Source organism: Phaeobacter sp. PT47_59 (assembly GCF_028890025.1).
Taxonomy (GTDB): Bacteria; Pseudomonadota; Alphaproteobacteria; order Rhodobacterales; family Rhodobacteraceae; genus Phycobacter.
This window is the reverse complement of record NZ_JARCJL010000020.1, coordinates 1-25365: the sequence shown is the minus strand read 5'-3', so window position 1 is coordinate 25365 and position 25365 is coordinate 1. Positions and strand designations below refer to the sequence as shown.

The window sequence follows — 25365 nt, the reverse complement described above, 5'->3', positions numbered from 1 at the left end:
GCGCAAGTTTAAAGGACCCCAAGATGTATCTTTTTCTGGCCTTTTTGATGGTGCCACTGATTGAAATCGCCCTGTTCATTCAGATCGGCGGCGTGATCGGCCTGTGGCCGACGCTCGCAATCGTGGTTCTGACCGCCATCCTGGGGACGTCTCTGGTGCGCTCGCAGGGGCGGTTGGCGATGGGTCAGCTGCGATCCTCTTTCCAGACCCTGTCCGATCCGGCAGAACCCCTGGCCCATGGTGCGATGATCCTTTTTGCCGGCGCGCTGCTGCTGACACCTGGTTTTTTCACCGACGGGGTCGGGTTTGCCCTGCTGATGCCCCCTGTCCGCATGGCGGTGATCCGTTACCTGGGCAAGAGGATCACGGTTGCGCAGTTCGAAATGGGCAGCATGCATCAGCGCAGCGCCGGTCACGATCCCCGTGGGCCTCATCATCGCCACCATCCGGGCGGGAGTGGCGACGTGATTGACGGCGATTTTGAAGACGTCACGCCAAACAGGCCCACGGACCGGCCTTCGGGCTGGGTCAAGGGGCCGGAATAATCCCAGATATGACAGGGAGGTCACATACTTCGGCTGACCGTTGAGCTACCTGCAACAAGCTGATAAGCAATCTCCAAAGTCATATTTTCAGGAGTATCTCCATGGCCGAGAATGGCACCACCGAGGGCGCAGCAGCAGAAGCCCCGCAGCAGCCGCAAGTCCAGATGAACGTTCTGGGACAGTTCATCCGTGACATGTCCTTTGAAAACGTCATGGCCCAAAAGGGTGCCGGCGGCGAGGTACAGCCCGATGTGAACGTTCAGGTCAACCTGGACGCCAAGAAACGCGCGGTCGAAAACCAGTACGAGGTGATGACCAAGCTGATCGTCGAATCCAAGAACAAGGAAGGCGGCGACGTTCTTTTTGTTCTGGAAATCGAATATGTCGGCGTCTTCAACATCCAGGGCGTGCCGGATGAGCAGCTGCACCCCTTCCTGCTGATCGAATGCCCGCGCATGACCTTCCCCTTCCTGCGCCGCATCGTATCCGACGTGACCCGCGACGGTGGTTTCCCGCCGCTGAATCTCGACAACATCGATTTTGTCGCGATCTACCGCAACGAACTGGCCCGCCGTCAGGCAGAAGCCCAGCCGCAGCAGTAAATCCTTTTACTCAATCGAAAATCAGGCGCTGTCGGCCATGCCGGCAGCGTTTTTCTTTGCCCGAACCGGCGGTTTAGGATTGCCCGGACGCCCAAAGAGCGCCGTCGCCCAGTTTCTCCACAAAGGCGTCATGGGCCTCTTTTTCCTCGGCCGTCAGCCGCGCGGGCAGGGGGGTCGGGCGCGGGGTCGGGCGCCAATCCGATTGGGCAGTAGCGCCATCTGCACCTCGTCCACCGGTCGAAAGCGCAAAATCCGGCTGCCGACCGCCGATCAGCTCTAGATAGACTTCGGCCAGGATTTCCGAGTCCAGAAGCGCGCCGTGCAGAGTCCGGTTCGAGTTGTCGATACTGAACCGGCGGCACAGGGCATCCAGCGTGGCCGGCGAGCCGGGGAACCGTTTGCGCGCCATGGCCAGCGTATCAATCGCCTGATCCATCGGCAGCTGCGGCAGGTTCATCCAGCCCAGTTCGGCGTTGAGGAACTTCATGTCAAAGCTGGCGTTGTGAATCACCAGCCGCGCGTCGCCGACGAAATCGAGGAAGCTCTGGCCGATCTTGGCAAAAACCGGCTTGTCGCGCAGGGTCACGGCACCGGGGGCAGGGGGCTGCGGCGGGCTCAGCAGATCCGGACCGATACCATGGACGCCAAAGGCCTCTTCCGGCATGTCGCGTTCGGGGTTGATGTATTCGTGGTAGGTCTTGCCGGTAGGCATGTGGTTATACAGTTCCACCGCACCGATCTCGACGATGCGATCGCCGGAAAAGGGATCAAAGCCCGTGGTTTCGGTATCCAGAACGATCTCACGCATCTGCCATCTTTCCCCTGATATCCTTCAGGATCTCTTCCACCTGCGCACGGGCGTGCTCCATCGTGTCGGTCTCGATCACGTAATCGGCACGGGCGCGTTTGTCTTCGATTGGCATCTGCTTTTGCAGGATCTGGGTGAATTGCTCAACCGTCATGGTGCCGCGATCCAGTACCCGTTGTTTCTGGGTTTCGGCGTCCACCCAGACGCAGGCGACCGCATCCATCGCCGCCTCGCCACCCGTTTCGAAAAGCAGCGGAATATCAAAGACAAGGATGTCGCTGTCCGCATTGCGACGGAATTCTGCACGGTCCTCGGCCACCAAGGGGTGAACGATTTTCTCAATGGTGGATAGGGCAGAGGGGTCGCGAGAGATGATCTCTTTCAGCGCGCCGCGGTCCACCACACCATCTTTGATTGCCTCGGGAAAGGCTTCAGCCATCGGCGCAACCGCCGCGCCGCCCAGGCCATAAAGACGGTGCACCGCCGCATCCGCGTCCCAGACCGCACAGCCAAGCTCGGCAAAAATCTTCGCCGTGGTGCTTTTGCCCATGCCGATGGAGCCGGTCAGACCCAGAGAAAACCTCATGCCAGCGCCGCCGCGCGGGTTGCCTCATCCACCTTGGGCCGTTGTCCGAACCAGCGTTCAAATCCGGGAACCGCCTGATGCAGCAGCATGCCCAAACCATCGACCACGGTGCAGCCGGCATCCTCGCCGGCCTGGATCAGATCGGTCTTGAGCGGTGTGTAGACAAGATCCGTCACCACGCAGCTGGTCTGCAGCCCGTCCATCGGCACCCGCAGGGGGCGTTTGCCCTCCATGCCCAGTGATGTGGCGTTGACCACCAAAGAGGCGTCCTCCACCGCATTGCCAGCCTTGACCCAGTCGATAACCTGGATGCGCTTGCCGAACTCCTTGCGGAGCTGATCCGCCCGTTCGCGGGTGCGGTTGGACAGCATGATTTCCGGCACGCCGGCTTCGACCAAAGAAGCAATCACAGCACGACATGCACCGCCCGCACCCAGCACCAGAGCCGGGCCGACATTGGGTTTCCAATCCGGTGCGCCTTGATGGAGATTGGTAATGAAGCCGTAGCCATCGGTATTGTCGGCCAGGACGGATCCGTCTTCGCGGAAGATCAGCGTGTTGGCAGCCCCCATGAGTGTTGCGCGATCCGTCACCTTATCGGCGATCTGCATGACCGCTTCCTTATGCGGGATGGTGACATTCGCCCCGACAAACCCCGCCTTGGGGAGGGAACGGATGACCGTTTCCAGATCTTGCGGCTCTACATGCATGGGCACGTAATAGCCTGCGATCTCGTAGGTTTTCAGCCAGTGGTTCTGGATCTGAGGAGAGCGTGAATGGGCCACCGGGCAGCCAATGACCCCGGCCAGCGGTATCTTCCTGTCGCTCATTGATCGATAACTCCCTGCAGTCCCAGGTAGTTTATAAGTTCAGTCAGCGGTAATCCCAAAACGTTAAAATAGCTTCCCTCGATACTGGCAAAGAGACGCACGCCTTCTTCTTCCAGCTTGTAGGCGCCGACGGCGTGACGGATGCTGTCCCAGTTACGCGTCACATAGTCCTGCAGATAGGCATCTGAGGCCTTGCGCATCAACAGGCGCACCTGTCCGACGTGACGCCACAGGGGCTCTCCATCGCGGTAGATCACCGCCGCGGACAAAAGCATATGACGATGCCCGCGCATGTCGCTAAGCTGAGACAGCGCCTCTTCGGGAGTTTTTGGCTTGGACAGCAGGTGCCCCTGGAAATCCAGCACCTGATCGCAGCCAATCACCATGCGACCGGGATGTTTGCCGCTGATCTTGCGCGCCTTTGCTTCGGCCAGGGCATCAGCGATATCGCGCGGCGGGGCCCCTTCGGCCAGAAGCGCGGCCTTGATGCTGTCTTCATCCAGACGCGGCACATCGCAATCAAACGGAATGGCGGCCTGACGGAGAAGGTGCGCCCTGATCTCGGACCCGGACGCCAGCACTATGTGGGCAGTCATGTGGAAAACCCCGTGGGTAATAGGTTCGCAGTATTGGCATGTTTTGTATGGTTTTCCCCCGGTTTGGCAAGCCCACAGACGAAGTGTCGATTTCATCCCGACTGTACCGCGATTCGTCCCGCGTGGATTGGGATAACTCCGCGCATGGGGATATCTGAGACTCCCGCAAATGATCCCGGGGTTATCCCCATGTTTACCTCGGTTAACAACTCGTTAAGAACACATGAAACAAAGGCCCTTAAGGGTTTATTCACCATTTTCACCCTGTGCCGCATGGCAAGTTGTCCACGCTGGGGATAGGCATGGGAAGGACTGAAGTATCCACGGAAATCCCTATGCCCTACAAAAACATCATCCTTTAAATCTTTCTTTATTATTTTAGGGTGCCCCACGAGAGAGCAGGAAAGAGAGAACCCATGAACCTGACAGACTGGATGTATGTCCTCTACCCCTATGCCAAGTCACTGCACATCATGGCGGTGCTCAGCTGGATGGCGGGTCTGTTCTATCTGCCACGTCTGTTTGTCTATCACGTGGAAGAGGCTGAGAAGGTTCAGGATGCCATTCCGATCTTTCTGACCATGGAACGCAAGCTGATGAAAGTGATCATGAGCCCGGCCATGCACACCGCCTGGGTCGCCGGTCTGTTCATTGTCTTCACACCGGGATTTGTCGACTGGTCCTCTGTCTGGCCCTGGACCAAAGGGATCAGCGTCATCGGCATGACCCTCTATCACATGTGGCTGAAACGGCAGATCCGGGTCTTCGAAGAGGATCGCAATCAGCTGACCGGTCGCCAATTCCGGATGATGAATGAGGTGCCCACCCTGTTCATGATCGTCATCGTGGTCTCTGTGATCTTCAAGTTCTGATCACGACCCCTCTGACAGCGTCGGAGCGGCCCGTAGACGCGATGTTTGACTCATCTGGACGTTCCGCTTATGAGAGGGTCCAAACGGGCCCGTCCGGGCACTCGTGTCTTCCGTATTCAATATGACTGCTTTCCCCGGCCAAAGGGGAAGAGAAGGTTTATTCTGATGACTAATCAAGCCCTCAACCTGTCCGACCTCAAAGCCAAGAGCCCCAAAGCCCTTCTGGCCATGGCGGAAGAGTTGGAGATCGAAAACGCCTCGACCATGCGCAAGGGCGAGATGATGTTCCAGATCCTGCGCGAACGCGCGGATGAAGGCTGGGATATCGGCGGTGACGGTGTTCTTGAGGTGCTGCAGGACGGCTTTGGCTTCCTGCGTTCGCCCGAGGCGAACTACCTGCCGGGTCCGGACGATATTTATGTCTCGCCCGACATGATCCGCCAGTATTCCCTGCGCACCGGCGATACGGTGGAAGGCCAGATCAAGGCGCCGCTGGAAAACGAGCGGTATTTTGCCCTGACAAACGTGACGAAGATCAACTTCGAAGAGCCGGAAAAGGCCCGTCACAAGATCGCATTCGACAACCTGACGCCGCTTTACCCGGATGAGCGCCTGAAGATGGAGATCGAGGATCCCACCATCAAGGACAAATCCGCCCGCGTGATCGACCTGGTTGCGCCGATCGGTAAGGGCCAGCGTTCGCTGATCGTGGCGCCGCCCCGGACCGGTAAGACCGTGATCCTGCAGAACATCGCCCACTCGATCGAGAAAAATCACCCGGAATGCTATCTGATCGTCCTTCTGATCGATGAACGCCCGGAAGAAGTCACCGACATGCAGCGGTCGGTGAAGGGGGAAGTCGTCTCCTCCACCTTTGACGAACCGGCAACCCGTCACGTGGCGGTTTCGGAAATGGTGATCGAAAAGGCCAAGCGCCTGGTCGAACATAAACGAGATGTTGTTATTCTTCTCGACTCGATCACAAGACTTGGTAGGGCCTTTAACACCGTGGTGCCGTCTTCCGGTAAGGTTCTGACCGGTGGTGTGGATGCAAACGCGCTGCAACGGCCCAAACGGTTCTTCGGTGCGGCCCGGAATATCGAAGAGGGTGGCTCGCTGACAATCATCGCAACCGCGCTGATCGATACCGGCAGCCGGATGGATGAAGTTATCTTTGAAGAATTCAAAGGGACGGGTAACTCCGAACTGGTTCTGGATCGCAAAATTGCCGATAAACGCGTCTTCCCGGCGATCGATATTCTCAAGTCCGGCACCCGTAAGGAAGACCTTCTGGTTGACAAGGCGGATCTGGCTAAGACCTTTGTTTTGCGTCGTATTTTGAACCCAATGGGGACAACGGACGCAATCGAGTTCCTGCTGTCCAAGCTGAAGCAGACCAAGACGAACTCTGAGTTCTTCGACTCGATGAACACCTAAGATTAGGTTTCAAAGAAAGGAAGGCCAGACATGGATACGATCTTTGCCTTGGCCTCTGCCCAGGGAAAGGCCGGAGTCTCCGTTGTGCGGGTTTCCGGCCCGGATGCTTTGTCCGCGCTCGAACAGCTGTGCACGGTTCCCGTAGCAGTGCCAGGCCGTGGTTTGCGCGGTCTGCGCGATCTTTCCGGTGAACATCTGGACGAGGCTCTGGTGCTGACCTTTCGGGCTCCGCACAGCTTTACCGGCGAAGATGTTGTCGAACTTCAGGTGCATGGCAGCACGGCGGTTGTGAGCGCATTGCTTGATACGCTGGGACGAATTGCCGGTCTGCGTGTGGCAGAGCCCGGGGAATTCACCCGCCGAGCCCTGGAAAACGGCCAATTGGATTTGGCTCAGGTGGAAGGCTTGGCGGATCTTATTGACGCCGAAACCGAAGCCCAAAGGAAACAGGCGCAGTTGGTCTTGTCCGGGGAATTGGGCAGGTTGGCTGAACGCTGGCGGAAGGACCTGATCCGCGCGGCCTCATTGATCGAAGTCACCATTGATTTCGCGGATGAGGAGGTGCCGGTTGACGTCACTCCGGAAGTCTCTGCCTTGTTGTCCGCTGTTCAAAAGGACCTGCAGGCAGAGGTCAACGGTGTGAAAATCGCTGAGCGAATCCGGTCTGGTTTTGAGGTAGCGATTGTCGGAGCACCAAACGTTGGGAAGTCGACATTGCTGAACGCGCTTTCCGGTCGGGACGCTGCCATCACATCGGAATATGCCGGCACAACGCGGGATATTATTGAGGTCCGAATGGATCTTGGCGGGCTTCCCGTTACACTGCTTGATACAGCTGGTCTGCGCGACACGGACGATCACGTCGAAAACATTGGTATCGCTTTGGCCCGGAAAAGAGCAGAGCAGGCCGACATCAGGGTTTTTCTGGCAGAGCCGGAAGAGACCTTGGATGTGGCAATGCGCCCAGGGGATCTTCGCCTGGTACCAAAGGCGGATCAACGGGATGGGTCGGTAGAAGGATCGATCTCGGGTAAAACGGGGCAGGGGATTGATGCCTTGGTTGCTCATCTCTTGTCAGAGCTGAAAGAGCGATCATCGCAGGTGGGTGTAGCCACTCGAAATCGTCATCGCGATACGTTGTTTTCCGCGCTGGAAAGCCTAGCTCAGGCGCAAGCTGTTCTGGAGCTGGGACCGGACCACTATGAGTTGGCAGCAGAGGATATGCGATCTGCAATTCGCGCGCTGGAGATGTTGGTTGGTCGCGTGGGTGTCGAAAACTTGCTGGATGAGATTTTCTCCAGCTTCTGTTTGGGTAAGTAAGGAGTGTTTCACGTGAAACATTCGAACTACGATGTGATTGTTGTCGGCGGTGGACACGCAGGGACCGAAGCCGCGCACGCTGCTGCCCGCATGGGGGTCAGAACTGCTCTGATCACATTGCGAAAAGACGGCATCGGCGTGATGTCCTGCAACCCGGCTATTGGCGGCTTGGGGAAAGGCCACCTTGTTCGCGAAATTGATGCCATGGATGGCGTGATGGGTCGCGTGGCCGATCTTGCAGGCATTCAGTTTCGCTTGCTGAATCGGCGTAAAGGTCCGGCCGTGCAGGGGCCACGAGCGCAATCTGACCGGGCGATCTACCGCAAAGAGATGCTGCGCCTCACCGAAGAGCAGAATAACCTGGATATCATCGAAGGGGAAGTCACTGACTTTGTGATGGAGGGAGAGGCCGTCAAGGGCGTGGTTCTCGCCGACGGCAGCCAGATTTCCTCATCCGCAGTGATTTTGACTTCTGGAACATTTTTGCGCGGTGTAATCCATATCGGTGATGTATCACGACCAGGTGGTCGCATGGGTGATAAACCATCAATCCAGCTTGCCGAGCGTCTGGTCAGTTTTGAACTCCCTCTCGGACGGTTGAAAACCGGCACGCCACCGCGACTGGATGGAAAGACAATCGACTGGAGTAAGTTGGAAAGTCAGCCCGGTGACGATGATCCGACGTTCTTTTCATTTACGACAACGCAGCTGAATGCTGCCCAGGTGTCCTGCGGCATTACGCATACCAACGAGAAAACCCACGACATCATCCGACAGAACCTTGATCGCTCGGCGATGTATGGTGGACATATCGAAGGGGTTGGGCCGCGGTACTGTCCCTCGATTGAGGACAAGATCGTTCGGTTTGCGGATAAGACATCGCATCAGATCTTCTTGGAACCAGAAGGCGTGTCGGATGACACGGTATATCCTAACGGTATTTCCACAAGTCTGCCCGTTGACGTGCAAGAGGACTATGTTCAATCGATCTTTGGTCTGGAAAACGCTCGGATCCTGCAGCCGGGCTACGCGATTGAATATGACTATGTCGATCCACGTGCTTTGACGCTGGGCCTTGAAGTCAAGTCGGTACCCGGATTGTTCTTGGCAGGTCAGATCAACGGTACCACAGGCTACGAAGAGGCAGCTGCCCAGGGCCTGGTTGCGGGCTTGAATGCGGCGCGGAGATCAAAGGAAGAAGAGCCGGTCCATTTTGGCAGATCCGAAAGCTACATCGGCGTCATGGTCGATGACCTGACCACAAATGGCGTGACCGAGCCCTATCGCATGTTCACATCCCGGGCCGAGTTCCGACTGTCCCTTCGGGCAGACAACGCTGATCAGCGGTTGACTCCGAAAGCAATCGAACTCGGTTGTGCGTCGGAAGAGCGAAAACGGTTGTTTGGGTCAAAGGCCGAAAGGTTGGAGGTTGCGATGGAGCAGCTGACCGGAAAAACCTTTTCCCCGAAACAGATTGCAGCCGTTGGCATACGAATCAACCAGGATGGCAACAAACGCACGGGATTGGAGGTTCTGGCCTTCCCGGACGTGGTATTCGAAGACGTTATCCCGCTGATCCCCGAGTTGGACAACAGCCACGACGTGATCCGTCGGCAGGTGGAGCGTGACGCGCTCTACGCAAACTATATCGAACGCCAAAAGCGGGAAATAGCTGCTTTGAAACGGGACGAGGACTATCTGATTCCGAGCGGGTTCATTTATGCAGGGATCGAAGGTCTATCTGCTGAACTCCAGCAAAAGCTTACAAAGACACAGCCGGAGAACCTGGCACAAGCGGCTCGGGTGGACGGGATGACTCCGGCTGCCTTGGCTTTGCTGCTGGCACGGTTGCGTAAGGAACCCCGTCGTCGGAGCGCGGCAACATGAGTGCAGAGGATCTTCTGGGTAAGCTGAATGTTTCACGTGAAACAATTGACCGGCTGAAAGTTTTCGAAAGCACCATTCGAAAGTGGAACCCCAAGATCAACCTGGTTTCGCGAAGTAGCCTGGAGGATCTTTGGACGCGACACTTTGTGGATTCGATCCAGGTGTTCCGCTGTGCAACGCCGCCCGATCATTGGGTGGATATCGGAAGCGGGGGAGGGTTTCCGGGGGTGGTCGTCGCGATCCTAGCGGCAGACGAATCGCCACAAACACGCGTGACGTTGATCGAATCAGATCAACGAAAATCCGCCTTTCTTCGGACTGTAGCCCGCGAATGTGGTGCAAAAGTTGAGGTTATTTCTAAGCGAATCGAGGCCGCTGACCCCCAAAACGCGGATGTCCTGTCCGCACGCGCTTTGGCTGATCTGTCGATCCTGCTTGAATTCACCGAACGTCATCTCAAGCCGGGGGGCGTTTCGCTGTTCCCGAAAGGGGTGACTTGGAAAAAAGAAGTGGATAACGCGCGAGAGCGATGGCGATTCGATTTGGAACCTATTACAAGTTTAACTGAACCCGACGCGGTCGTGCTGAAAATCAAGGGAGTTGCTCGTGTCTGACTTATCCCGCCCGGATGGGCCCCGTATCATAGCGGTCGCTAATCAAAAGGGCGGAGTGGGAAAGACAACGACAGCGATTAACCTTGCAGCAGCGCTGGTTGAAGCAGGGATGCGCGTTCTGGTGGTGGATCTTGATCCGCAGGGCAATGCCTCTACCGGGCTTGGTATTGAACCGGAAAATCGCGACTACACCACCTATGATTTGTTGGTCGATGATGCGCCGTTGTCTGAGGTGATCCGGGCAACTGAGATTGAAGATCTTTGCGTCATTCCGGCCACCGTTGACCTGAGTTCGGCCGATATCGAGCTTTTTGCCAATGAAAAGCGCAGTTTCCTTTTGCATGATGCGCTGCGGCAGACGGCAATGGATGACTATGATTGGGACTATGTCCTGATCGATTGCCCGCCGTCTTTGAACCTGTTGACAGTCAACGCCATGGTCGCGGCGCATTCGGTCTTGATCCCGTTGCAAAGCGAGTTCTTTGCCTTGGAAGGCGTGTCGCAACTGATGCTGACCATTCGCGAGGTTCGCCAGGCTGCCAACCCCGATCTAAGGATCGAGGGTGTCGTGTTAACCATGTATGATCGCCGTAACAACCTGTCTCAACAGGTTGAACAGGACGCGCGCGATAATCTGGGTGAATTGGTGTTCAGAACCGTTATCCCGCGAAATGTGCGTGTCAGCGAAGCGCCATCTTATGCTTTGCCGGTTCTGAACTACGATACGAATTCACTGGGCGCGCGGGCCTATCGCGCACTGGCAGAGGAAATTGTTTCGAATCATCAAAAGCTTGCAGCTTAAACCGGGGAGGGCACAATGACAGAAAAGAAGAACAAGCCACGCGGCCTGGGCCGAGGATTGTCCGCACTTATGGCGGATGTAAATCCGGATCCTGTGAGCACCCAGGCAGAGGCGCCCAGAAACGCCGAAATCCTGGTTCCAATCGAAAAGGTCACGGCAAATCCCGATCAGCCACGGCGTCAGTTTCTTCAGGAAGACCTGGATGATCTGACTGCTTCGATCAAGGAAAAGGGCGTCCTGCAGCCGCTGATCGTGCGTCCCCGTGATGGTGGGATGTATGAGATCGTCGCCGGGGAACGCCGCTGGCGGGCAGCACAGGCCGCGCAACTGCACGAGGTTCCGGTCCTGATCCGGGACTATGACGATCTGGAGATGCTTGAAGTTGCGATCATCGAGAACATTCAGCGCTCTGATCTGAATGCGATGGAAGAGGCGCAGAGCTACAAGCAGCTGATGGAAAAGTTCGGCCATACCCAGGAGCGTATGGCAGAGGCCTTGGGGAAGAGCCGCAGCCATATTGCGAACCTGGTGCGCCTGCTGCATCTTCCCAAGGATGTGCAGCAGCTTGTTCAGGATCGCAAGCTGTCCGCCGGGCATGCTCGGGCTTTGATCACATCTGATAACGCATCCGATCTGGCCAGAAAGATCGTGAAGGGCGGCTTGTCGGTTCGCGCAACCGAGACATTGGTGAAGAAGGACGCGGCCGGCGCCACACCATCTACGGCGTCCAAAAAGCCGCGCAAGGATGTTGAGAAGGATGCCGATACCCGCGCGCTTGAGGGGGATCTTTCGGCCATGTTGCGGATGAAAGTTTCCATCGATCACAAGCCGGGCGGGGAAACCGGATCGGTTACGATCAGCTATGAGACGCTCGATCAGCTGGATGAGCTGTGCAATCTTCTTAGCCGTTAGGCCGGGTCCAGATAAAGATCAGAACGCCGGACAGAACCAGGGCCTGAATCGCAAGCACATGGGACGGCGCACCCATTACAAGGGACAATAGAAAAACGGCGGCAATCGATCCGGTTGCCGCCTTTTTTGCGGTTGGGAGAATTGCTCCGTTGTCGCGCCAATCCAGGATCATGGGGCCAAAGGTGGGGTGGGAGATGATCCAATTGTGCAGCCGCTCCGACGAGTTGGCAAAAAAGAACGTCGCAAGAAGAAGGAAGGGGACAGTTGGCAGCAGAGGCAGAACAACACCCAAAAGGCCAAGCGCCACGCAGAACAATCCCAGCCCGGCATAAATGTAGCGCATGTGATTAGCCCACCAATAGGTCACGCAGGATGGCGTTCAGGACTGGCCGCCCTTGATCCGTTGCACAAAGTCTCCGATCAGAGATAGTCACCATACCGAGGTTGGCAAGGTTGATGAGTTGTTCCTGCTCCAACGGAGCCTGCGCCACAGAAGCATAGCGATCCAGGTCGACACCTTCCACCAGCCGAAGACCCATCATCAGAAGTTCGGCAGCGGCTTCGGAATGGTCCAGACTTTCTCGCAAGGATTCCCCGGTTCCCTTTGAAACGGCCTCGAGCCAGGCACCGGGGGCGCGGTAGGTTTCGGTGGCATAGCGTATACCGCCCATGGTGATCCGCCCATGCGCGCCGGGACCGATGCCAAGGTAATCTCCGTAGCGCCAGTAGATCTGGTTGTGGCGGCTTTCAGCGCCGGGGCGGGCGTGGTTGGAGATCTCATAGGCGGGCATGCCATGAGCGGCACAGATGTCCTGCGTTAGCTGATACATATCGGCCGCGCTGTCATCGCTGGGCAGATCGCGCAGCTTACCACGGGCATAACGGTCGCCAAAGGCGGTGCCATCCTCGATGGTCAGCTGGTACAGCGACAGGTGGTCGATGGCCATCGACAGGGCGGTTTGCAGCTCTGTCTCCCAGTCCTGGGGTGTCTGGCCCTGGCGCGCATAGATCAGATCGAAACTGACACGGTCGAAACAACTCCGGGCGATATCAAAGGCAGCTCTGGCTTCCGCGACAGAGTGGATCCTGCCCAGGCGGCGGAGGTCTTCATCATTGAGCGCCTGGATCCCCATGGAGATCCGGTTGACCCCGGCATCGCGATAGCCTGCAAACCTGCCCGCCTCAACAGAACCCGGGTTGGCTTCCAGCGAGATTTCGATGTCATTGGCAAAGGGCCAGATTTCGCGTGCGGCCTCGATCACCGCCGCAACCGTATCCGGGTGCATCAAGGATGGCGTGCCGCCGCCAAAGAAGATCGTGTTAAGGACCCGGCCGCGCAGCGCCTCGGGCGTGCGTGCAAGTTCCTGGTTATAGGATTTAACCCATTGTTTTTGATCAATATTAGCCGTGACATGGCTGTTGAAGTCGCAATAGGGGCATTTGGCCTGGCAAAAGGGCCAATGCACGTAAAGACCAAAGCCCCCGTTGCGCCAATCATCCAGCAGATCGGTCATTCACCGAAACAGCCCTTGATGAACTTTGCGACCGCATCGCCGCGATGGCTGATCTTGTTCTTCTCCCAACGATCCATCTCGGCAAAGGTCACGTCATGGCCTTCGGGCACGAACATCGGATCATAGCCAAAGCCCTCGGCGCCACGGATCGGCCAGATCAGGTGACCGGGGGCCACGCCCTCGAACACCTCGTCATGGCCATCGGGCCAGGCCAGAACCAGCGTGCAGCGGAACTGCGCAAGCCGGGGATGCGGCGCGTTCTTGGCTTCCAGCTCTTCATGGGCGCGGGTCATTGCCTTCATGAAATCGCGGCCATTGCCCGTTTCTGCCCAATCGGCGGTATAGACGCCCGGCGCGCCGTCCAGCGCATCGATGGTGATGCCGGAGTCATCTGACAGGGCAGGGAGGCCGGTTGCCTTGGCCGCCGCATGGGCCTTGATCCGGGCATTGCCGACAAAAGAGTCCTCAGTTTCCTCCGGTTCCGGCAGGTCCATGTCGGCCGCACCAACTACCGAAACGCCATAGGGCTGGAGGAGATGCGCCATCTCCTCCAGCTTGCCCTTGTTGTGGGTGGCGATCAGCAGCCGCTCACCTTCGAACTTGCGGGTCATGCGCAGGCGGCCTTCTGCATCTCGGCCAGCTCGGCAGTGCCCTGGGCGGCCAGATCCATCAGGTTGTTCATCTGCTCGCGCGAAAACATCGAACCTTCGGCGGACATCTGCACTTCGATCAGCTTGCCCGACCCGGTCATGATGAAGTTGCCATCGACGCCGGCCTCGGAATCTTCGGGGTAGTCCAGATCTAGCACCGGCTGGCCGGCATAGATGCCGCAGGACACGGCCGCGACAGGATCGATTAGCGGATCAATCGAGACATCGCCCGCCTTCATCAGCTTGTTCACCGCCAGGCGCAGCGCGACCCAGCCGCCGGTGATCGAGGCGCAGCGGGTGCCGCCATCGGCCTGCAGAACATCGCAGTCGATGCTGATCTGGCGCTCACCCAGGGCCACGCGATCCACACCGGCGCGCAGGGCACGGCCAATCAGGCGCTGGATCTCGACGGTACGCCCGCCCTGTTTGCCGGCGGCAGCCTCCCGGCGCATCCGGGTGTTGGTGGCGCGGGGCAGCATGCCGTATTCGGCGGTGACCCAACCCAGACCCGATCCCTTGATGAAGGGCGGCACGCGGTCCTCGATGGTGGCGGTGCACAGAACATGAGTGTCGCCCACCTTGATCAGGCAGGAGCCTTCGGCATGCTTGGTGAAGCCGGTTTCGATCGAAATCGGGCGCATCTCGTTCAACTGTCGTCCAGAGGGTCGCATGGAGTATCCTTTTGTTGCTGGCCTTCGGATAGCCCTGTGGGTGCGCGGGATGCAAGCACGATTGACCTTTGTGCGCAGGCCTCTTTAATGGCAATCCGGAAACCGGTTCCTATCTATATAGCGTTCAGCCGCTGAAATGCTCATGACAGATGCAAATGACATCCTGAAAGACATGAACGACCGCTCGCGGGACGTGTTCCGGGCGGTGGTGCAATCCTATCTCGAAAGCGGTGATCCCGTCGGCAGCCGCACCCTGACCCGATCCTTGAGCGAGAAGGTCAGCGCCGCGACCGTGCGCAACGTGATGCAGGATCTCGAATTCCTCGGCCTGCTCGATAGTCCGCATATCAGCGCCGGCCGGGTGCCGACGCAGATGGGGCTGCGGATGTTTGTCGACAGCCTGCTGGAGGTCGAGGATCTGAAGGCCCAGGACCGGGAAAAGATCGACGCGACGCTGGGGCGAAACTCAGGCGATGTCAGCGGTATGCTGGACCGCGTTGGTGCCGCGCTTTCTGGTGTGACGCAGGGCGCCTCATTGGTGCTGACGCCGAAACACGAGGCTGAGATCCGCCATATCGAATTCGTCTCGCTCGGGCACGACCGGGCCATGGTGGTTCTGGTGTTTTCCGATGGGCATGTCGAAAACCGCCTGTTCACACCGCCGCCGGGCCAGACGCCCAGCTCGATGCGCGAGGCAGCAAACTTCCTCAACGCCCTGGTGGAGGGGCGCACCCTTAGCGATGTGCGCCGCGACATGCAGGAAGAGATCACAGCCCGCCGCCAGGAGATCGACAACCTGGCGCATGATCTGATCGAAAGCGGGCTGGCCGCCTGGGAAGACAACGACAGCGATCAGGCCCGCCTGATCGTGCGGGGGCGCGCGAATCTTCTGGCCGATGGTGGCGCCACCAAGGAGCTGGATCTGATCCGCAGCCTGTTTGACGATCTGGAGCGCAAGCAGGATATTGCCGAATTCCTCGAACTCACCGAGGAAGGCGAAGGCGTGCGCATTTTTATTGGCTCGGAAAACAAACTTTTCTCACTTTCGGGTTCCTCTTTGGTGGTGTCTCCCTATATGAACGCGGATCGAAAGGTGATTGGTGCGGTTGGGGTGATTGGCCCGACCCGCCTGAACTACGGACGGATTGTGCCCATCGTGGACTATACGGCGCAACTGGTCGGCAAATTGCTGTCAGACCGGAGTTAGAGGTGAAAAATGGCAGAGCCCAAGAACGACGATTTTCTCGATGATATCGCGAATGCCGAGGCCGAAGAGCTGGCGGCCCAGACCGAAGAATTTGACGACGCGGAACTGGAACTGGACGCCCTGCGCGCCGAGCGGGACGAGTTCAAGGACCGTTTCATGCGCGCCTTGGCCGATGCGGAAAACGCCCGCAAGCGTGGCGACAAGGCACGCCGCGAGGCCGAACAATACGGTGGGTCGAAACTGGCGCGCGACATGCTGCCGGTCTTTGACAACATGAAACGCGCCGTGGAATCCGCCACCGAAGAGCAAAAGCAGGTCTCTGCCGCCCTGATCGAAGGTGTCGAGCTGACCATGCGTGCGCTGCTGGGTGTCTTCGAAAAGCATGGCATCCGCATCGTCTCGCCGCAGGTGGGTGACAAGTTCGACCCGCAGGTGCACGAAGCCATGTTCGAAGCCCCGGTGCCCGGCACCAAGGCCGGCGATATCATCCAGGTTTCCGCCGAAGGGTTCATGCTGCACGACCGCCTTCTGCGTCCGGCGCAGGTCGGGGTATCCTCCACCCCTGCGTAACGCGCATCTCACGGATAGAATTGAAAAAGGCGGCCCCGCAGGGTCGCCTTTTCTTTTACTTGGCCGCGTCCTTCAGGCGATAGAGCGCCTCCAGCGCTTCACGTGGGGTCAGATCGTCCGGGTGAATGTCGCTCAGGAGGTCATCCACCGGTGACGGGCCCGCAGCAGGTTTTGGCTGCGGCGGCGGGGCGGCGGCAAACAGCGGCAGATCGTCGATCTGGATCTTGGCGCCCGCGCCTTCACGGCTGCCTTGTTCCAGCATGTCGAGCACGTCCCGCGCTCGCGCCACCACCGAGGACGGCAAGCCGGCCAGCTGCGCCACCTGAACACCATAAGACCGGTCGGCCGCACCTTTCTTGACCTCGTGCAGGAAGATCACTTCGCCTTCCCATTCCTTCACGGTGACGGTGGCGTTGTCGACGCCTTCCAGCTTGTTCGCGAGCTGTGTCAGCTCGTGATAGTGGGTTGCGAATAGCGCGCGGGAGCGATTCACCTCATGCAGGTGTTCCAGCGTCGCCCAGGCGATAGAGAGGCCGTCATAGGTCGCCGTGCCGCGGCCGATCTCATCAAGGATCACCAGCGCGCGGTCATCGGCTTGGTTCAGGATCGCGGCGGTTTCCACCATCTCCACCATGAAGGTCGAGCGGCCCCGCGCCAGATCGTCGGAGGCGCCGACGCGGCTGAACAGCTGGCTGACAAGGCCGATATGGGCGGCCTCGGCGGGCACATAGCTGCCCATTTGCGCCAGCAGCGCGATCAGCGCGTTCTGCCGCAGGAAGGTCGACTTACCGGCCATGTTGGGACCGGTCAGAAGCCAGATTGCAGCGCCATCGCTTGCAGACAGATCACAATCATTGGCCACGAAACTGTCGCCACCCTGCTGCCGCAGTGCCTGTTCAACGACCGGGTGTCGTCCGCCCTCCACGTGAAACGCACGGGAGTTGTCCACTTTGGGCCGGGTCCAGTTTTCACCGCGTGCGAGATCGGCCAGGGCGGTGACAAGATCCAGCTCCGCCAGCCCCTTGGCAGCGGTATTGAGCCGCGCGGCTGTTTCCAGAATGGCGCCAGAAAGCCTTTCATAGAGCCGCTTTTCGATCTCCAGCGCCCGGTTGCCGGCATTGAGGATCCGGGTCTCGATCTCGCTCAGCTCCACCGTGGTGAAGCGCACTTGATTTGCGGTGGTTTGACGATGGATATAGGTTTCCGACAAGGGCGCTGAGAGCATCTTGTCCGCGTGGGTCGCGGTGGTTTCGATGAAATAGCCCAGCACATTGTTGTGCTTGATCTTCAGCGAGGCGATGCCGGTGTATTCGGAATACTTCTGCTGCATCCCGGCGATGACCGAACGACCTTCGTCGCGCAGGGTGCGCGCCTCGTCCAACTCGGGATCATAGCCAGCCGCAATAAACCCGCCGTCGCGCGCCATCAGCGGCGGTTCAGCCACCAGTGACGCATCCAGCAGCGACAGAAGGTCGTCAAATCCCAGAAGGTCGCGTACCGCGCCTGCGATCAGATCGGGAAGGTCTTGCCCCTCGCACATCTGGGCAATGGTTTCTGCCTGCATCAGCCCGTTGCGAATGGCGGCCAGATCCCGCGGCCCGCCGCGTTCCAGCGCAAGGCGGGACAGGGCGCGATCCAGATCCGGAGTCTTGCGCAGGGCGGCGCGAATATCTTGCGACAGCTGCGTCGCCTCCACCGCAAAATCCAGTGCCGCAAGACGTGCGTCGATCACATCCAGATTGCGCGAGGGGCTGGCCATGCGCTGTTCCAGCAGCCGCGCACCGCCGGGGGTGACGGTCCGGTCCACGACGGACAACAGCGATCCGGCACGCCCCCCCGACAGGGAGCGAGTCAGCTCCAGGCTGGCGCGGGTGGAGGCATCGATCTGCACCACCCGGTCCTGCGCTTCCTGCACCGGGGGCTGCAACAGCGGCAGTTTGCCCTTCTGGGTGATCTCCAGATAGTCGATCAGCGCGCCCATCGCCGAAACTTCGGCGCGGGAGAAGGTGCCAAAGCCATCTAGCGCGCCGACGTTGAACAGGGCGCAGATGCGTTTCTCGGCGGCAGTGCTGTCAAAGCTGGCCTTGCCGAGCGGGGTCAGCGGGATCTTGTATTCATCGGCCAAGGGTCGGGTGGCGTCATAGGGTGGACCATCGGCGACGATCAGTTCGGAGGGCGCCAGCCGTGCCAGTTCCGGCGACAGGCGCACGCGGGCAATCGGCATCACGTGAAACGCACCGGTTGAGATATCCGCCCAAGCCAGCGCCGCCTCGTCCCTGAGTTCAGAGTAGGAAACCAGGAAGTTGTGGCGCCGCGCCTCCAGCAGCGAATCCTCGGTCAGCGTGCCGGGGGTCACCAGCCGCACCACGTCGCGTTTCACCACGGATTTGGAGCCGCGTTTCTTGGCCTCGGCGGGGCTTTCGAGCTGTTCGCCCACGGCAACGCGGAAGCCTTTGCGGATCAGGGTCAGCAGGTAGCCTTCGGCGGCATGCACGGGAACGCCGCACATGGGGATGTCTTCGCCTTCGTGCTTGCCGCGTTTGGTCAGGGCGATGTCCAGCGCTTCGGCGGCATTGACCGCGTCCTCAAAGAACATCTCGTAGAAGTCGCCCATCCGATAAAAAAGCAACGCATCGGGATGCGCTGCCTTAATCTCAAGATACTGCGCCATCATGGGCGTCACGGTCATGCAAGATCCCCCGGAAGTAGTCGCCCGACATTTACTATGCAGACGGTCCAAGGAAAACCCGGTAGCGGTGGATCAGCTATGGGGCCGCGGCCAGGGCGGTCAGAACAGCACCCCAAGCGACTGAGGACTGTAGTTCGCGATCGACAGAGAGACGGTGCCCAGTTGCTTTTGCACGTTCAATGCCACCAGGCGCGCGGCGGTCTCTTCCATATTGGCATCGACCATCGCGCCAATACCCATGCGTGTTGCATCCTCCAGCTTACTGACAGTCTCGTTCTGGCTGGCAATCCGGCTGGCCGAAGAGCCAAGCGCCGCAGCGCCGTTGACGGCAAATTGCAGGAAGCCTTCGAGCTCTCCCAAAGCGGCCATTGCACTGGCTTGATCGGTAATCGCGCTGCGACCGTTGATGTCAAAGGCAGGATCGCCTTCAAAATCGGCTGTATCCACGTCGATCATCGACAGCGATACCCCGCCCGAGCCATCGCGATCCAGCGACGCGGCGACTGACAGGCTGGAGGCGCCACTGCCGTTGACATCGCTCTTCAGCAAGTTGACCCCATTGAACTGGGTCGATGAGATGATCGAATTGATCTGATCGGTTTTGTGCTGCATCTGCGCTTCGATCTTTGCATAGTCGACCGAGCCGCTGCTGGCCATGATCGCCAGCTCTTTCATCTCTGTCACCGTTTCGGCGATCCGCTCAGCGCCGACCGCGGCGACAGCCACCGTTGCTTCACCCAGAGAGAGAACCTTGGAGGTGGTGTTGAAGGCAGCGGCGTCGCTTTCCATGATCTGGGAAATCGCCCAGATTGCGGCATTGTCCTTCGCGCTGTTCACTTCCCGCCCGGTGGCGACGTTGTCTTGCACTTGTTGATACTGATCGACGGTGCCGCCCAACATCTGCAGCGCCGTCATGGCACCGCTGTTTGTATTGATACTCGTCATACTGCGCATCCCATGTTTACCCTGACTGCCGAGTTTCGGCAGCGGATGTGGTTGGTCAGAAATGATGGTATGCCCTTCTGACATATGCAGCCCGGGCCCGTGGTTTTTGGCCCAGGCGCCACCCGTTTGACGGGTGCTGTTCATAAGTATTAACGAAATGCAGCCCCCAGACGGCTAAACCATGTCAGCAATGTGGCGGACTCCATCGGCTTTTATTTGAAATAATATTGCTTTTTAGGGGGCGATTTCTTTCTGGTTCGGATTGAGGGGCGCGCATGGCTGGGATATGACTGTGCCCGATTAGGAGAGGACACCGACAGCCCATGCCCAAAGCGAAGATCACCAACGAAGAGGCGCTTGCCTTTCACCTGGAGCCCACCCCCGGCAAATGGGAGATCAACGCGACCGTCCCGATGACCACGCAACGGGATCTGTCGCTGGCCTATTCGCCCGGAGTTGCGGTGCCCTGCGAGGCCATCGCCGAGAACCCGGAAACCGCCTATGACTACACCAACAAGGGCAACCTGGTGGCGGTAATCTCCAACGGGACGGCGGTTCTGGGCCTTGGGAACCTTGGCGCGCTGGGCTCGAAACCGGTGATGGAAGGGAAATCGGTCCTGTTCAAACGCTTTGCCGATGTGAACTCGATCGATATCGAATTGGACACCGAGGACCCGGATGAATTCATCAAGGCGGTGCGCCTGATGGGTCCGACCTTTGGCGGTATCAACCTGGAAGACATCAAGGCGCCCGAGTGTTTCATCATCGAGCAGCGCCTGAAGGAAGAGATGGACATCCCCGTCTTCCACGACGACCAGCACGGTACGGCGGTGATCTGTGCGGCGGGTTTGATCAACGCGCTGCATATCTCGGGCAAGAAGATCGAGGATGTGAAGATCGTCCTCAACGGGGCAGGGGCCGCTGGCATTGCCTGTATCGAACTGTTGAAATCCATGGGCGCGCGCCATGACAACTGCATCGTCTGCGACACCAAGGGCGTGATCTACCAGGGCCGCACCGAAGGCATGAACCAGTGGAAATCGGCCCATGCGGTGAAGACCGAGCTGCGTACTCTTGAGGAAGCCATGCAGGGCGCGGATGTGTTTCTGGGCGTATCGGTCAAGGGCGCGGTGACGCAGGAGATGGTCAAGTCGATGGCTGACAATCCGGTGATCTTCGCCATGGCCAACCCGGACCCCGAGATTACCCCGGAAGAGGCCCATGAGGTGCGCGTCGATGCCATTGTCGCCACGGGTCGCTCGGACTACCCCAACCAGGTGAACAACGTTCTGGGCTTTCCCTACCTGTTCCGCGGCGCGCTCGACATCAACGCCCGCGCCATCAATGACGAGATGAAGATCGCCTGCGCCCACGCCCTGGCCGCGCTGGCGCGCGAAGACGTGCCGGACGAGGTGGCGCTGGCCTATGGCAAGTCGCTCAGCTTTGGTCGCGACTATATCATTCCGACGCCCTTTGATCCGCGTCTGATCCACCGGATCCCGCCTGCGGTTGCCAAGGCGGGCATGGACACCGGCGCCGCACGCCGCCCGATCATCGACATGGAGGCCTATGAGATCAGCCTCAAGAGCCGCATGGATCCGACCGCCTCGATCCTGCGCGGCCTGAATGCCCGCGCGCGTTCGGCCCAGTCGCGGATGATCTTTGCCGAAGGCGACGATCCCCGCGTGCTGCGCGCTGCCGTCACCTATCAGCGCTCCGGCTTTGGCAAGGCGCTGGTGGTGGGCCGCCCCGACGATGTGAAGGCCAAGCTGGAAACCGCGGGCCTTGGCGATGCGGTGCGCGAGCTGGAGGTGGTCAATGCCGCCAATACCCAGCATTTCGACACCTACAAGGATTTCCTGTTCAACCGCTTGCAGCGCAAGGGCTTTGACCGCAAGGATATCCACCGCCTGGTGGGCCGTGACCGGCATGTGTTCTCGGCGCTGATGCTGGCGCATGGTCACGGCGACGGTCTGGTTACCGGGGCAACCCGGAAATCCGCACACGTCATGGACCAGATCAACCACGTCTTTGACGCCGATGCCAAACATGGTGCCGCGGGCGTGACGGCTCTACTCCACAAAGGTCGCATCGTGCTGATCGGCGATACGCTGGTGCATGAATGGCCGGATGAAAACGATCTGGCCACCATTGCCGAGCGCGCCGCCGGGGTCGCCCGCCACATGGGGCTGGAGCCGCGCGTGGCCTTTGTCAGCTTCTCCACCTTCGGCTACCCGGTATCGGAACGCGCCGAGAAGATGCATATCGCCCCCGGCGTTCTGGATAAGCGCGGCGTCGATTTCGAATACGAAGGCGAGATGACCGTGGACGTGGCCCTGAACGCCAAGGCACAGGAGAACTACCCTTTCCAGCGCCTGTCCGGCCCGGCCAATATCCTGGTGGTGCCCGCGCGGCACTCGGCCTCGATCTCGGTCAAGCTGATGCAGGAGATGGGCGGCGCCACTGTGATTGGCCCGATCCTGTCTGGCGTCGACAAGCCGATCCAGATCTGCTCCACCACCTCCACCGCCAATGACGTGTTGAACATGGCGGTCTTGGCCGCCTGCAACATCGGCTAGGGGCGCATAATGGCGATCTGGAACCTGGGCTCGATCAATGCCGATATGGTCTACACCCTGCCGCATCTGCCGCAGGCCGGAGAGACCCTGGCGGCTACGGATTTTGCCCAGTTCCTGGGCGGCAAGGGGGCGAATATGTCCGTCGCCGCCGCCCGCGTCGGCTCGCATGTCTGCCATATCGGTGCGGTGGGGCCGGAAGGGATTTGGGCGCGGGACAGGTTGATGGAATATGGCGTCGATACCCGCCATATCGCGCAGATCGATACCCCCACCGGCCATGCCATCGTCGCGGTGGATCAGGCGGGGGAAAACCAGATCATCCTGTTTCCCGGCGCCAACCGGGCGATCCATTCCGATCAGCTGGGACAGGCGCTGTCCTCTGCCTCTGCCGGGGATATTCTGGTGATGCAGAATGAAACCAACCTGCAGGTCGAGGCCGCCAAGATGGGGCGTGATCTGGGCCTGCGGGTCGCCTATGCTGCAGCCCCCTTTGAGGCCGACGCCGTGCAGGCGGTTTTGCCCCATCTCGACATCCTGTTCATGAACGAGGTGGAAGCCCGCCAGCTTCAGGAAGCCACGGGCCTCGCGCCCGAGGCGCTGGGCGTTTCGGATGTGATCGTCACCCTGGGCGCAAAGGGCGCTCGCCATGTCCATGGTCCAAGCGGAACAACGCAAGACATCCCCGCGCTGCCCGTGACCCCGGTTGATACCACCGGGGCAGGGGATACTTTTACCGGTTATGTGCTGGCCGGTCTGGATCGCGGCATGCCGATGGCCCAGGCGATGGCCCAGGCCGCCCGCGCAGCGGCCCTGATGGTGACACGTCATGGCACCGCCGATGTCATTCCCGACCTGAAAGAGGTCCAGGACGCGCGCTTCTGACTTTGCCCTCTTTGGCTGGCAATCGCGCAACAAGGCTGCGCGCGCGGCATGCCCTATTGTATTTTACGGTGATATAGTGACGCAGGTCTTCACCGACAGAACAATATCGTACTGGTCAATTATCAAGCCATACCATTGTAAAACATACAGTTTTTGGAAGGCCAAAATTTAAGCATACCAAAAGTACTTCTGCGCTGCGATTTTCAAAACCCGATATTTCTTCAACCTTGTGCGGCATTGTTTAAGGGGTTTATGGCTACTGCTTTCCCAGGTGGAAAGGAGCCCGATATGTCCCTTCGAATGCGAATTGTTGTTTCCCTTCTGGTCAGTTCGCTGATCGCCATTGCCATTGTCACCGTGCCTCTGTTTCTTGGCCTCAATCGTCTTTCAGAGGAGGGGACATACCGCGAGCTGCATCAGTTCGAAGCGCGTATCTCCTCCGAAATCGAGGGGCGCCAGCAGCTTGCCCTGACCACTGCACAGGCGGTTGCCTCGATCCCCGAGGTTCAGCGCGCCGGGGGGGGGCGTGGCAGCATTTGAGCGGCGATTCGTCCCATGGTGAGGGCAGGCATGGATGTGCCGCACGATTTGTGCGCATGTTCAACGTATTGAGTTCTGTATTGATACTTTGGTGTGCAGCAAACCGGTTTTTCCGTATCAATCGCAACACATGTCCGATGCCCTAAGGGATTCTTAGGAAACGGGTACCAATGCTGCGCACGCATCATGCTGATGCTTATGCATTGTTTTCACGTGTGATCGCACCTAGTGAAAGGATCCGTTTGCCATGCCCAATTTTCTTTATCGGTTGCCGACCCGTATCTATGCCATGGCCGGGTTGGCCGTTGTTCTTGCCGCTGCTCTGACCTTTGCGCTGCTATCCCGCGCCGTGGACAATGCCTACGAGATGCGCGAAAATGAACTCGATAGCCTCACTGACGTCATGGTCGGCATTCTGGCGGATCTCGACGCACAGGTTCAAAGAGGGGCATTGACGCTGGACGATGCTCAGGCGCGCGGAATTACTGCGGTTGAGCTGCCGCGTTTCGGCACTGCTGGCTATTTCTTTGCCTTGAACCAGCAATACAATATGCTGGCTCATCCGACTGCGCCGCAGATGAAAGGTAAGGATCAAACGGGTTTCAAGGATGTAAACGGCGTTCTAATCTTTCAGGAAATGAAAAAGGTCGCAGAGCAATACGGGGCTGGGTCGGTCATTTATCACTTCAGTAAACCCGGCTCGGATATCCCAGAGGCCAAGATGGGTTTCGTGAAACTGTTCGAACCCTGGGGATGGATCATCGGCACCGGTGCCTATGTCGCTGATATCGAGGCTGATATTGCCGTCATGCGCAATTTCGCCATGGTTGCCCTGGTTGTCGGCTTGGCGGCCATGTGTGTGGTATCGTATTTCCTTGCGTGCAGCGTCATCAAACCGGTCAACCGGCTCAAGAGACGGATGCAGTCCATGGCGGACGGTGATCTAGACACCGAGATCAAGGGAATTGGGCGGCGTGATGAGGTCGGCAATATGGGGCGTACACTGGATGTTCTGCGTCAATCTCTGATCCGGCATCGGGACCGCGAAGCGAAGCAAAAAGAACTCGACGCGGCATCGCAGGCGCGTGTGGTGCAGACCCTGACAAGCCGTTTATCGATGCTGGCTAACGGCGACCTGACCGCCCGTATCGACAGCGCCTTTTCCGAAGAATATGAACAGCTCCGGTCAGATTTCAATCGCACGGTTGATAATCTTAGTGCTACAGTTGTGCAGGTGGTCGAGTCCGCCGCCAGCATCCGCAATGGCGCGGCCGAGATCAGCCAGTCCTCGGACGACCTGTCGCATC

Annotated in this window: 25 protein-coding genes; 15 read left to right on the top strand and 10 right to left on the bottom strand. The window is 58.9% G+C overall.

Annotation, left to right across the window (positions count from 1 at the left end; all coding sequences use genetic code 11):
- Positions 1-23: 23 nt before the first annotated feature.
- Positions 24-545: an FxsA family protein gene (locus tag PXK01_RS16265; protein WP_274860883.1), complete on the top strand. Its 522-nt coding sequence runs from the start codon at positions 24-26 to the stop codon at positions 543-545.
- 101 nt (positions 546-646) lie between these two features.
- Entirely contained in the window at positions 647-1147 is a 501-nt protein-coding gene (secB, locus tag PXK01_RS16260) for a protein-export chaperone SecB (protein ID WP_274849487.1), read from the top strand.
- Between the two features lie 73 nt (positions 1148-1220).
- On the opposite strand, the gene dnaQ is transcribed toward secB, so the two are convergent.
- The 4 genes from dnaQ to PXK01_RS16240 are packed head-to-tail and all read right to left on the bottom strand — an operon-like array spanning position 1221 to position 3967.
- The gene (dnaQ, locus tag PXK01_RS16255; RefSeq protein ID WP_274860882.1) at positions 1221-1955 is read right to left on the bottom strand and encodes a DNA polymerase III subunit epsilon; all 735 of its coding nucleotides are present in this window, start codon (positions 1953-1955) and stop codon (positions 1221-1223) included.
- The gene (gene coaE / locus PXK01_RS16250) at positions 1948-2541 is read right to left on the bottom strand and encodes a dephospho-CoA kinase (protein ID WP_274860880.1); all 594 of its coding nucleotides are present in this window, start codon (positions 2539-2541) and stop codon (positions 1948-1950) included. The genes dnaQ and coaE overlap by 8 nt, the downstream gene beginning before the upstream one ends.
- Complete coding sequence (locus PXK01_RS16245) at positions 2538-3371, bottom strand: shikimate dehydrogenase (protein WP_274860879.1); 834 nt, start codon at positions 3369-3371, stop codon at positions 2538-2540. Before PXK01_RS16245 ends, coaE begins: the two co-directional genes overlap by 4 nt.
- Positions 3368-3967 (bottom strand): Maf family protein, encoded by a 600-nt coding sequence (locus PXK01_RS16240; protein WP_274860878.1) that lies wholly within the window; start codon positions 3965-3967, stop codon positions 3368-3370. The genes PXK01_RS16245 and PXK01_RS16240 overlap by 4 nt, the downstream gene beginning before the upstream one ends.
- Before the next feature lie 416 nt (positions 3968-4383).
- On the opposite strand from PXK01_RS16240, the gene PXK01_RS16235 reads away from it, so the two are divergent.
- From PXK01_RS16235 to PXK01_RS16205, 7 genes are all read left to right on the top strand, one after another.
- Positions 4384-4839: a CopD family protein gene (locus PXK01_RS16235; RefSeq protein WP_274860877.1), complete on the top strand. Its 456-nt coding sequence runs from the start codon at positions 4384-4386 to the stop codon at positions 4837-4839.
- Positions 4840-5004: 165 nt separating this feature from the next.
- Positions 5005-6276 carry a transcription termination factor Rho gene (gene rho, locus PXK01_RS16230; protein ID WP_274849492.1) on the top strand — a complete coding sequence of 424 codons (1272 nt, stop codon included), beginning with the start codon at positions 5005-5007 and terminating at the stop codon, positions 6274-6276.
- Between the two features lie 30 nt (positions 6277-6306).
- Complete coding sequence (gene mnmE, locus PXK01_RS16225; protein ID WP_274860875.1) at positions 6307-7596, top strand: tRNA uridine-5-carboxymethylaminomethyl(34) synthesis GTPase MnmE; 1290 nt, start codon at positions 6307-6309, stop codon at positions 7594-7596.
- A gap of 12 nt (positions 7597-7608) precedes the next feature.
- On the top strand, positions 7609-9483 hold the full coding sequence (gene mnmG, locus PXK01_RS16220; protein WP_274860874.1) for a tRNA uridine-5-carboxymethylaminomethyl(34) synthesis enzyme MnmG: 1875 nt from the start codon (positions 7609-7611) through the stop codon (positions 9481-9483).
- Positions 9480-10097 (top strand): 16S rRNA (guanine(527)-N(7))-methyltransferase RsmG, encoded by a 618-nt coding sequence (gene rsmG / locus PXK01_RS16215; protein WP_274849495.1) that lies wholly within the window; start codon positions 9480-9482, stop codon positions 10095-10097. Before mnmG ends, rsmG begins: the two co-directional genes overlap by 4 nt.
- The gene (locus PXK01_RS16210) at positions 10090-10899 is read left to right on the top strand and encodes a ParA family protein (protein ID WP_274849496.1); all 810 of its coding nucleotides are present in this window, start codon (positions 10090-10092) and stop codon (positions 10897-10899) included. The genes rsmG and PXK01_RS16210 overlap by 8 nt, the downstream gene beginning before the upstream one ends.
- A gap of 15 nt (positions 10900-10914) precedes the next feature.
- A complete protein-coding gene (locus PXK01_RS16205) occupies positions 10915-11811 on the top strand; it encodes a ParB/RepB/Spo0J family partition protein (RefSeq protein ID WP_274849497.1) in 897 nt (298 codons plus the stop codon).
- Here PXK01_RS16205 and PXK01_RS16200 read toward each other — a convergent pair.
- From PXK01_RS16200 to rph, 4 genes are read right to left on the bottom strand one after another with little or no spacing between them, the layout of a single operon-like run.
- Complete coding sequence (locus tag PXK01_RS16200) at positions 11801-12154, bottom strand: YbaN family protein (RefSeq protein WP_274860923.1); 354 nt, start codon at positions 12152-12154, stop codon at positions 11801-11803. The two genes, PXK01_RS16205 and PXK01_RS16200, sit on opposite strands and share 11 nt — an antisense overlap.
- 4 nt (positions 12155-12158) lie before the next feature.
- Complete coding sequence (hemW, locus tag PXK01_RS16195) at positions 12159-13313, bottom strand: radical SAM family heme chaperone HemW (RefSeq protein WP_274860922.1); 1155 nt, start codon at positions 13311-13313, stop codon at positions 12159-12161.
- Between the two features lie 8 nt (positions 13314-13321).
- Positions 13322-13936, bottom strand: coding sequence for an RdgB/HAM1 family non-canonical purine NTP pyrophosphatase (gene rdgB / locus PXK01_RS16190; RefSeq protein WP_274860872.1), 615 nt, complete (start codon positions 13934-13936; stop codon positions 13322-13324).
- Positions 13933-14646: a ribonuclease PH gene (gene rph, locus PXK01_RS16185; RefSeq protein WP_274849500.1), complete on the bottom strand. Its 714-nt coding sequence runs from the start codon at positions 14644-14646 to the stop codon at positions 13933-13935. Before rph ends, rdgB begins: the two co-directional genes overlap by 4 nt.
- A 142-nt stretch (positions 14647-14788) precedes the next feature.
- Here rph and hrcA point away from each other — a divergent pair, with 142 nt between their 5' ends.
- Entirely contained in the window at positions 14789-15853 is a 1065-nt protein-coding gene (gene hrcA / locus PXK01_RS16180; protein WP_274849501.1) for a heat-inducible transcriptional repressor HrcA, read from the top strand.
- Between the two features lie 9 nt (positions 15854-15862).
- Positions 15863-16423, top strand: coding sequence for a nucleotide exchange factor GrpE (locus tag PXK01_RS16175; RefSeq protein WP_274849502.1), 561 nt, complete (start codon positions 15863-15865; stop codon positions 16421-16423).
- 55 nt (positions 16424-16478) lie between these two features.
- On the opposite strand, the gene mutS is transcribed toward PXK01_RS16175, so the two are convergent.
- Both mutS and PXK01_RS16165 read right to left on the bottom strand, forming a co-directional pair.
- Complete coding sequence (mutS, locus tag PXK01_RS16170; RefSeq protein ID WP_274860870.1) at positions 16479-19112, bottom strand: DNA mismatch repair protein MutS; 2634 nt, start codon at positions 19110-19112, stop codon at positions 16479-16481.
- Between the two features lie 99 nt (positions 19113-19211).
- Positions 19212-20057 (bottom strand): flagellin N-terminal helical domain-containing protein, encoded by an 846-nt coding sequence (locus PXK01_RS16165; protein WP_274849511.1) that lies wholly within the window; start codon positions 20055-20057, stop codon positions 19212-19214.
- Positions 20058-20380: 323 nt separating this feature from the next.
- On the opposite strand from PXK01_RS16165, the gene PXK01_RS16160 reads away from it, so the two are divergent.
- From PXK01_RS16160 to PXK01_RS16145, 4 genes are all read left to right on the top strand, one after another.
- On the top strand, positions 20381-22636 hold the full coding sequence (locus PXK01_RS16160; RefSeq protein WP_274849504.1) for an NADP-dependent malic enzyme: 2256 nt from the start codon (positions 20381-20383) through the stop codon (positions 22634-22636).
- A gap of 9 nt (positions 22637-22645) precedes the next feature.
- Positions 22646-23518: a ribokinase gene (locus tag PXK01_RS16155; RefSeq protein ID WP_274860868.1), complete on the top strand. Its 873-nt coding sequence runs from the start codon at positions 22646-22648 to the stop codon at positions 23516-23518.
- 288 nt (positions 23519-23806) lie between these two features.
- Entirely contained in the window at positions 23807-24058 is a 252-nt protein-coding gene (locus PXK01_RS16150) for a hypothetical protein (protein ID WP_274849506.1), read from the top strand.
- 247 nt (positions 24059-24305) lie between these two features.
- On the top strand, positions 24306-25365 hold a 1060-nt coding region (locus PXK01_RS16145), incomplete at its 3' end, for a cache domain-containing protein (RefSeq protein ID WP_274860866.1).

Excerpts from the sequence above, each read along its gene's own strand:
- mnmE (WP_274860875.1), top strand. The coding sequence starts at position 6,307 with ATGGATACGATCTTTGCCTTGGCCTCTGCCCAGGGAAAGGCCGGAGTC.
- PXK01_RS16240 (WP_274860878.1), bottom strand. The coding sequence starts at position 3,967 with ATGACTGCCCACATAGTGCTGGCGTCCGGGTCCGAGATCAGGGCGCAC.
- coaE (WP_274860880.1), bottom strand. The coding sequence starts at position 2,541 with ATGAGGTTTTCTCTGGGTCTGACCGGCTCCATCGGCATGGGCAAAAGC.
- PXK01_RS16200 (WP_274860923.1), bottom strand. The coding sequence starts at position 12,154 with ATGCGCTACATTTATGCCGGGCTGGGATTGTTCTGCGTGGCGCTTGGC.
- PXK01_RS16175 (WP_274849502.1), top strand. The coding sequence starts at position 15,863 with ATGGCAGAGCCCAAGAACGACGATTTTCTCGATGATATCGCGAATGCC.
- secB (WP_274849487.1), top strand. The coding sequence starts at position 647 with ATGGCCGAGAATGGCACCACCGAGGGCGCAGCAGCAGAAGCCCCGCAG.
- hrcA (WP_274849501.1), top strand. The coding sequence starts at position 14,789 with ATGACAGATGCAAATGACATCCTGAAAGACATGAACGACCGCTCGCGG.
- PXK01_RS16165 (WP_274849511.1), bottom strand. The coding sequence starts at position 20,057 with ATGACGAGTATCAATACAAACAGCGGTGCCATGACGGCGCTGCAGATG.
- PXK01_RS16245 (WP_274860879.1), bottom strand. The coding sequence starts at position 3,371 with ATGAGCGACAGGAAGATACCGCTGGCCGGGGTCATTGGCTGCCCGGTG.
- rho (WP_274849492.1), top strand. The coding sequence starts at position 5,005 with ATGACTAATCAAGCCCTCAACCTGTCCGACCTCAAAGCCAAGAGCCCC.
- PXK01_RS16205 (WP_274849497.1), top strand. The coding sequence starts at position 10,915 with ATGACAGAAAAGAAGAACAAGCCACGCGGCCTGGGCCGAGGATTGTCC.
- rph (WP_274849500.1), bottom strand. The coding sequence starts at position 14,646 with ATGCGACCCTCTGGACGACAGTTGAACGAGATGCGCCCGATTTCGATC.
- PXK01_RS16150 (WP_274849506.1), top strand. The coding sequence starts at position 23,807 with ATGTCCCTTCGAATGCGAATTGTTGTTTCCCTTCTGGTCAGTTCGCTG.
- PXK01_RS16160 (WP_274849504.1), top strand. The coding sequence starts at position 20,381 with ATGCCCAAAGCGAAGATCACCAACGAAGAGGCGCTTGCCTTTCACCTG.
- mutS (WP_274860870.1), bottom strand. The coding sequence starts at position 19,112 with ATGACCGTGACGCCCATGATGGCGCAGTATCTTGAGATTAAGGCAGCG.
- PXK01_RS16155 (WP_274860868.1), top strand. The coding sequence starts at position 22,646 with ATGGCGATCTGGAACCTGGGCTCGATCAATGCCGATATGGTCTACACC.
- rsmG (WP_274849495.1), top strand. The coding sequence starts at position 9,480 with ATGAGTGCAGAGGATCTTCTGGGTAAGCTGAATGTTTCACGTGAAACA.
- PXK01_RS16235 (WP_274860877.1), top strand. The coding sequence starts at position 4,384 with ATGAACCTGACAGACTGGATGTATGTCCTCTACCCCTATGCCAAGTCA.
- PXK01_RS16265 (WP_274860883.1), top strand. The coding sequence starts at position 24 with ATGTATCTTTTTCTGGCCTTTTTGATGGTGCCACTGATTGAAATCGCC.
- dnaQ (WP_274860882.1), bottom strand. The coding sequence starts at position 1,955 with ATGCGTGAGATCGTTCTGGATACCGAAACCACGGGCTTTGATCCCTTT.
- rdgB (WP_274860872.1), bottom strand. The coding sequence starts at position 13,936 with ATGACCCGCAAGTTCGAAGGTGAGCGGCTGCTGATCGCCACCCACAAC.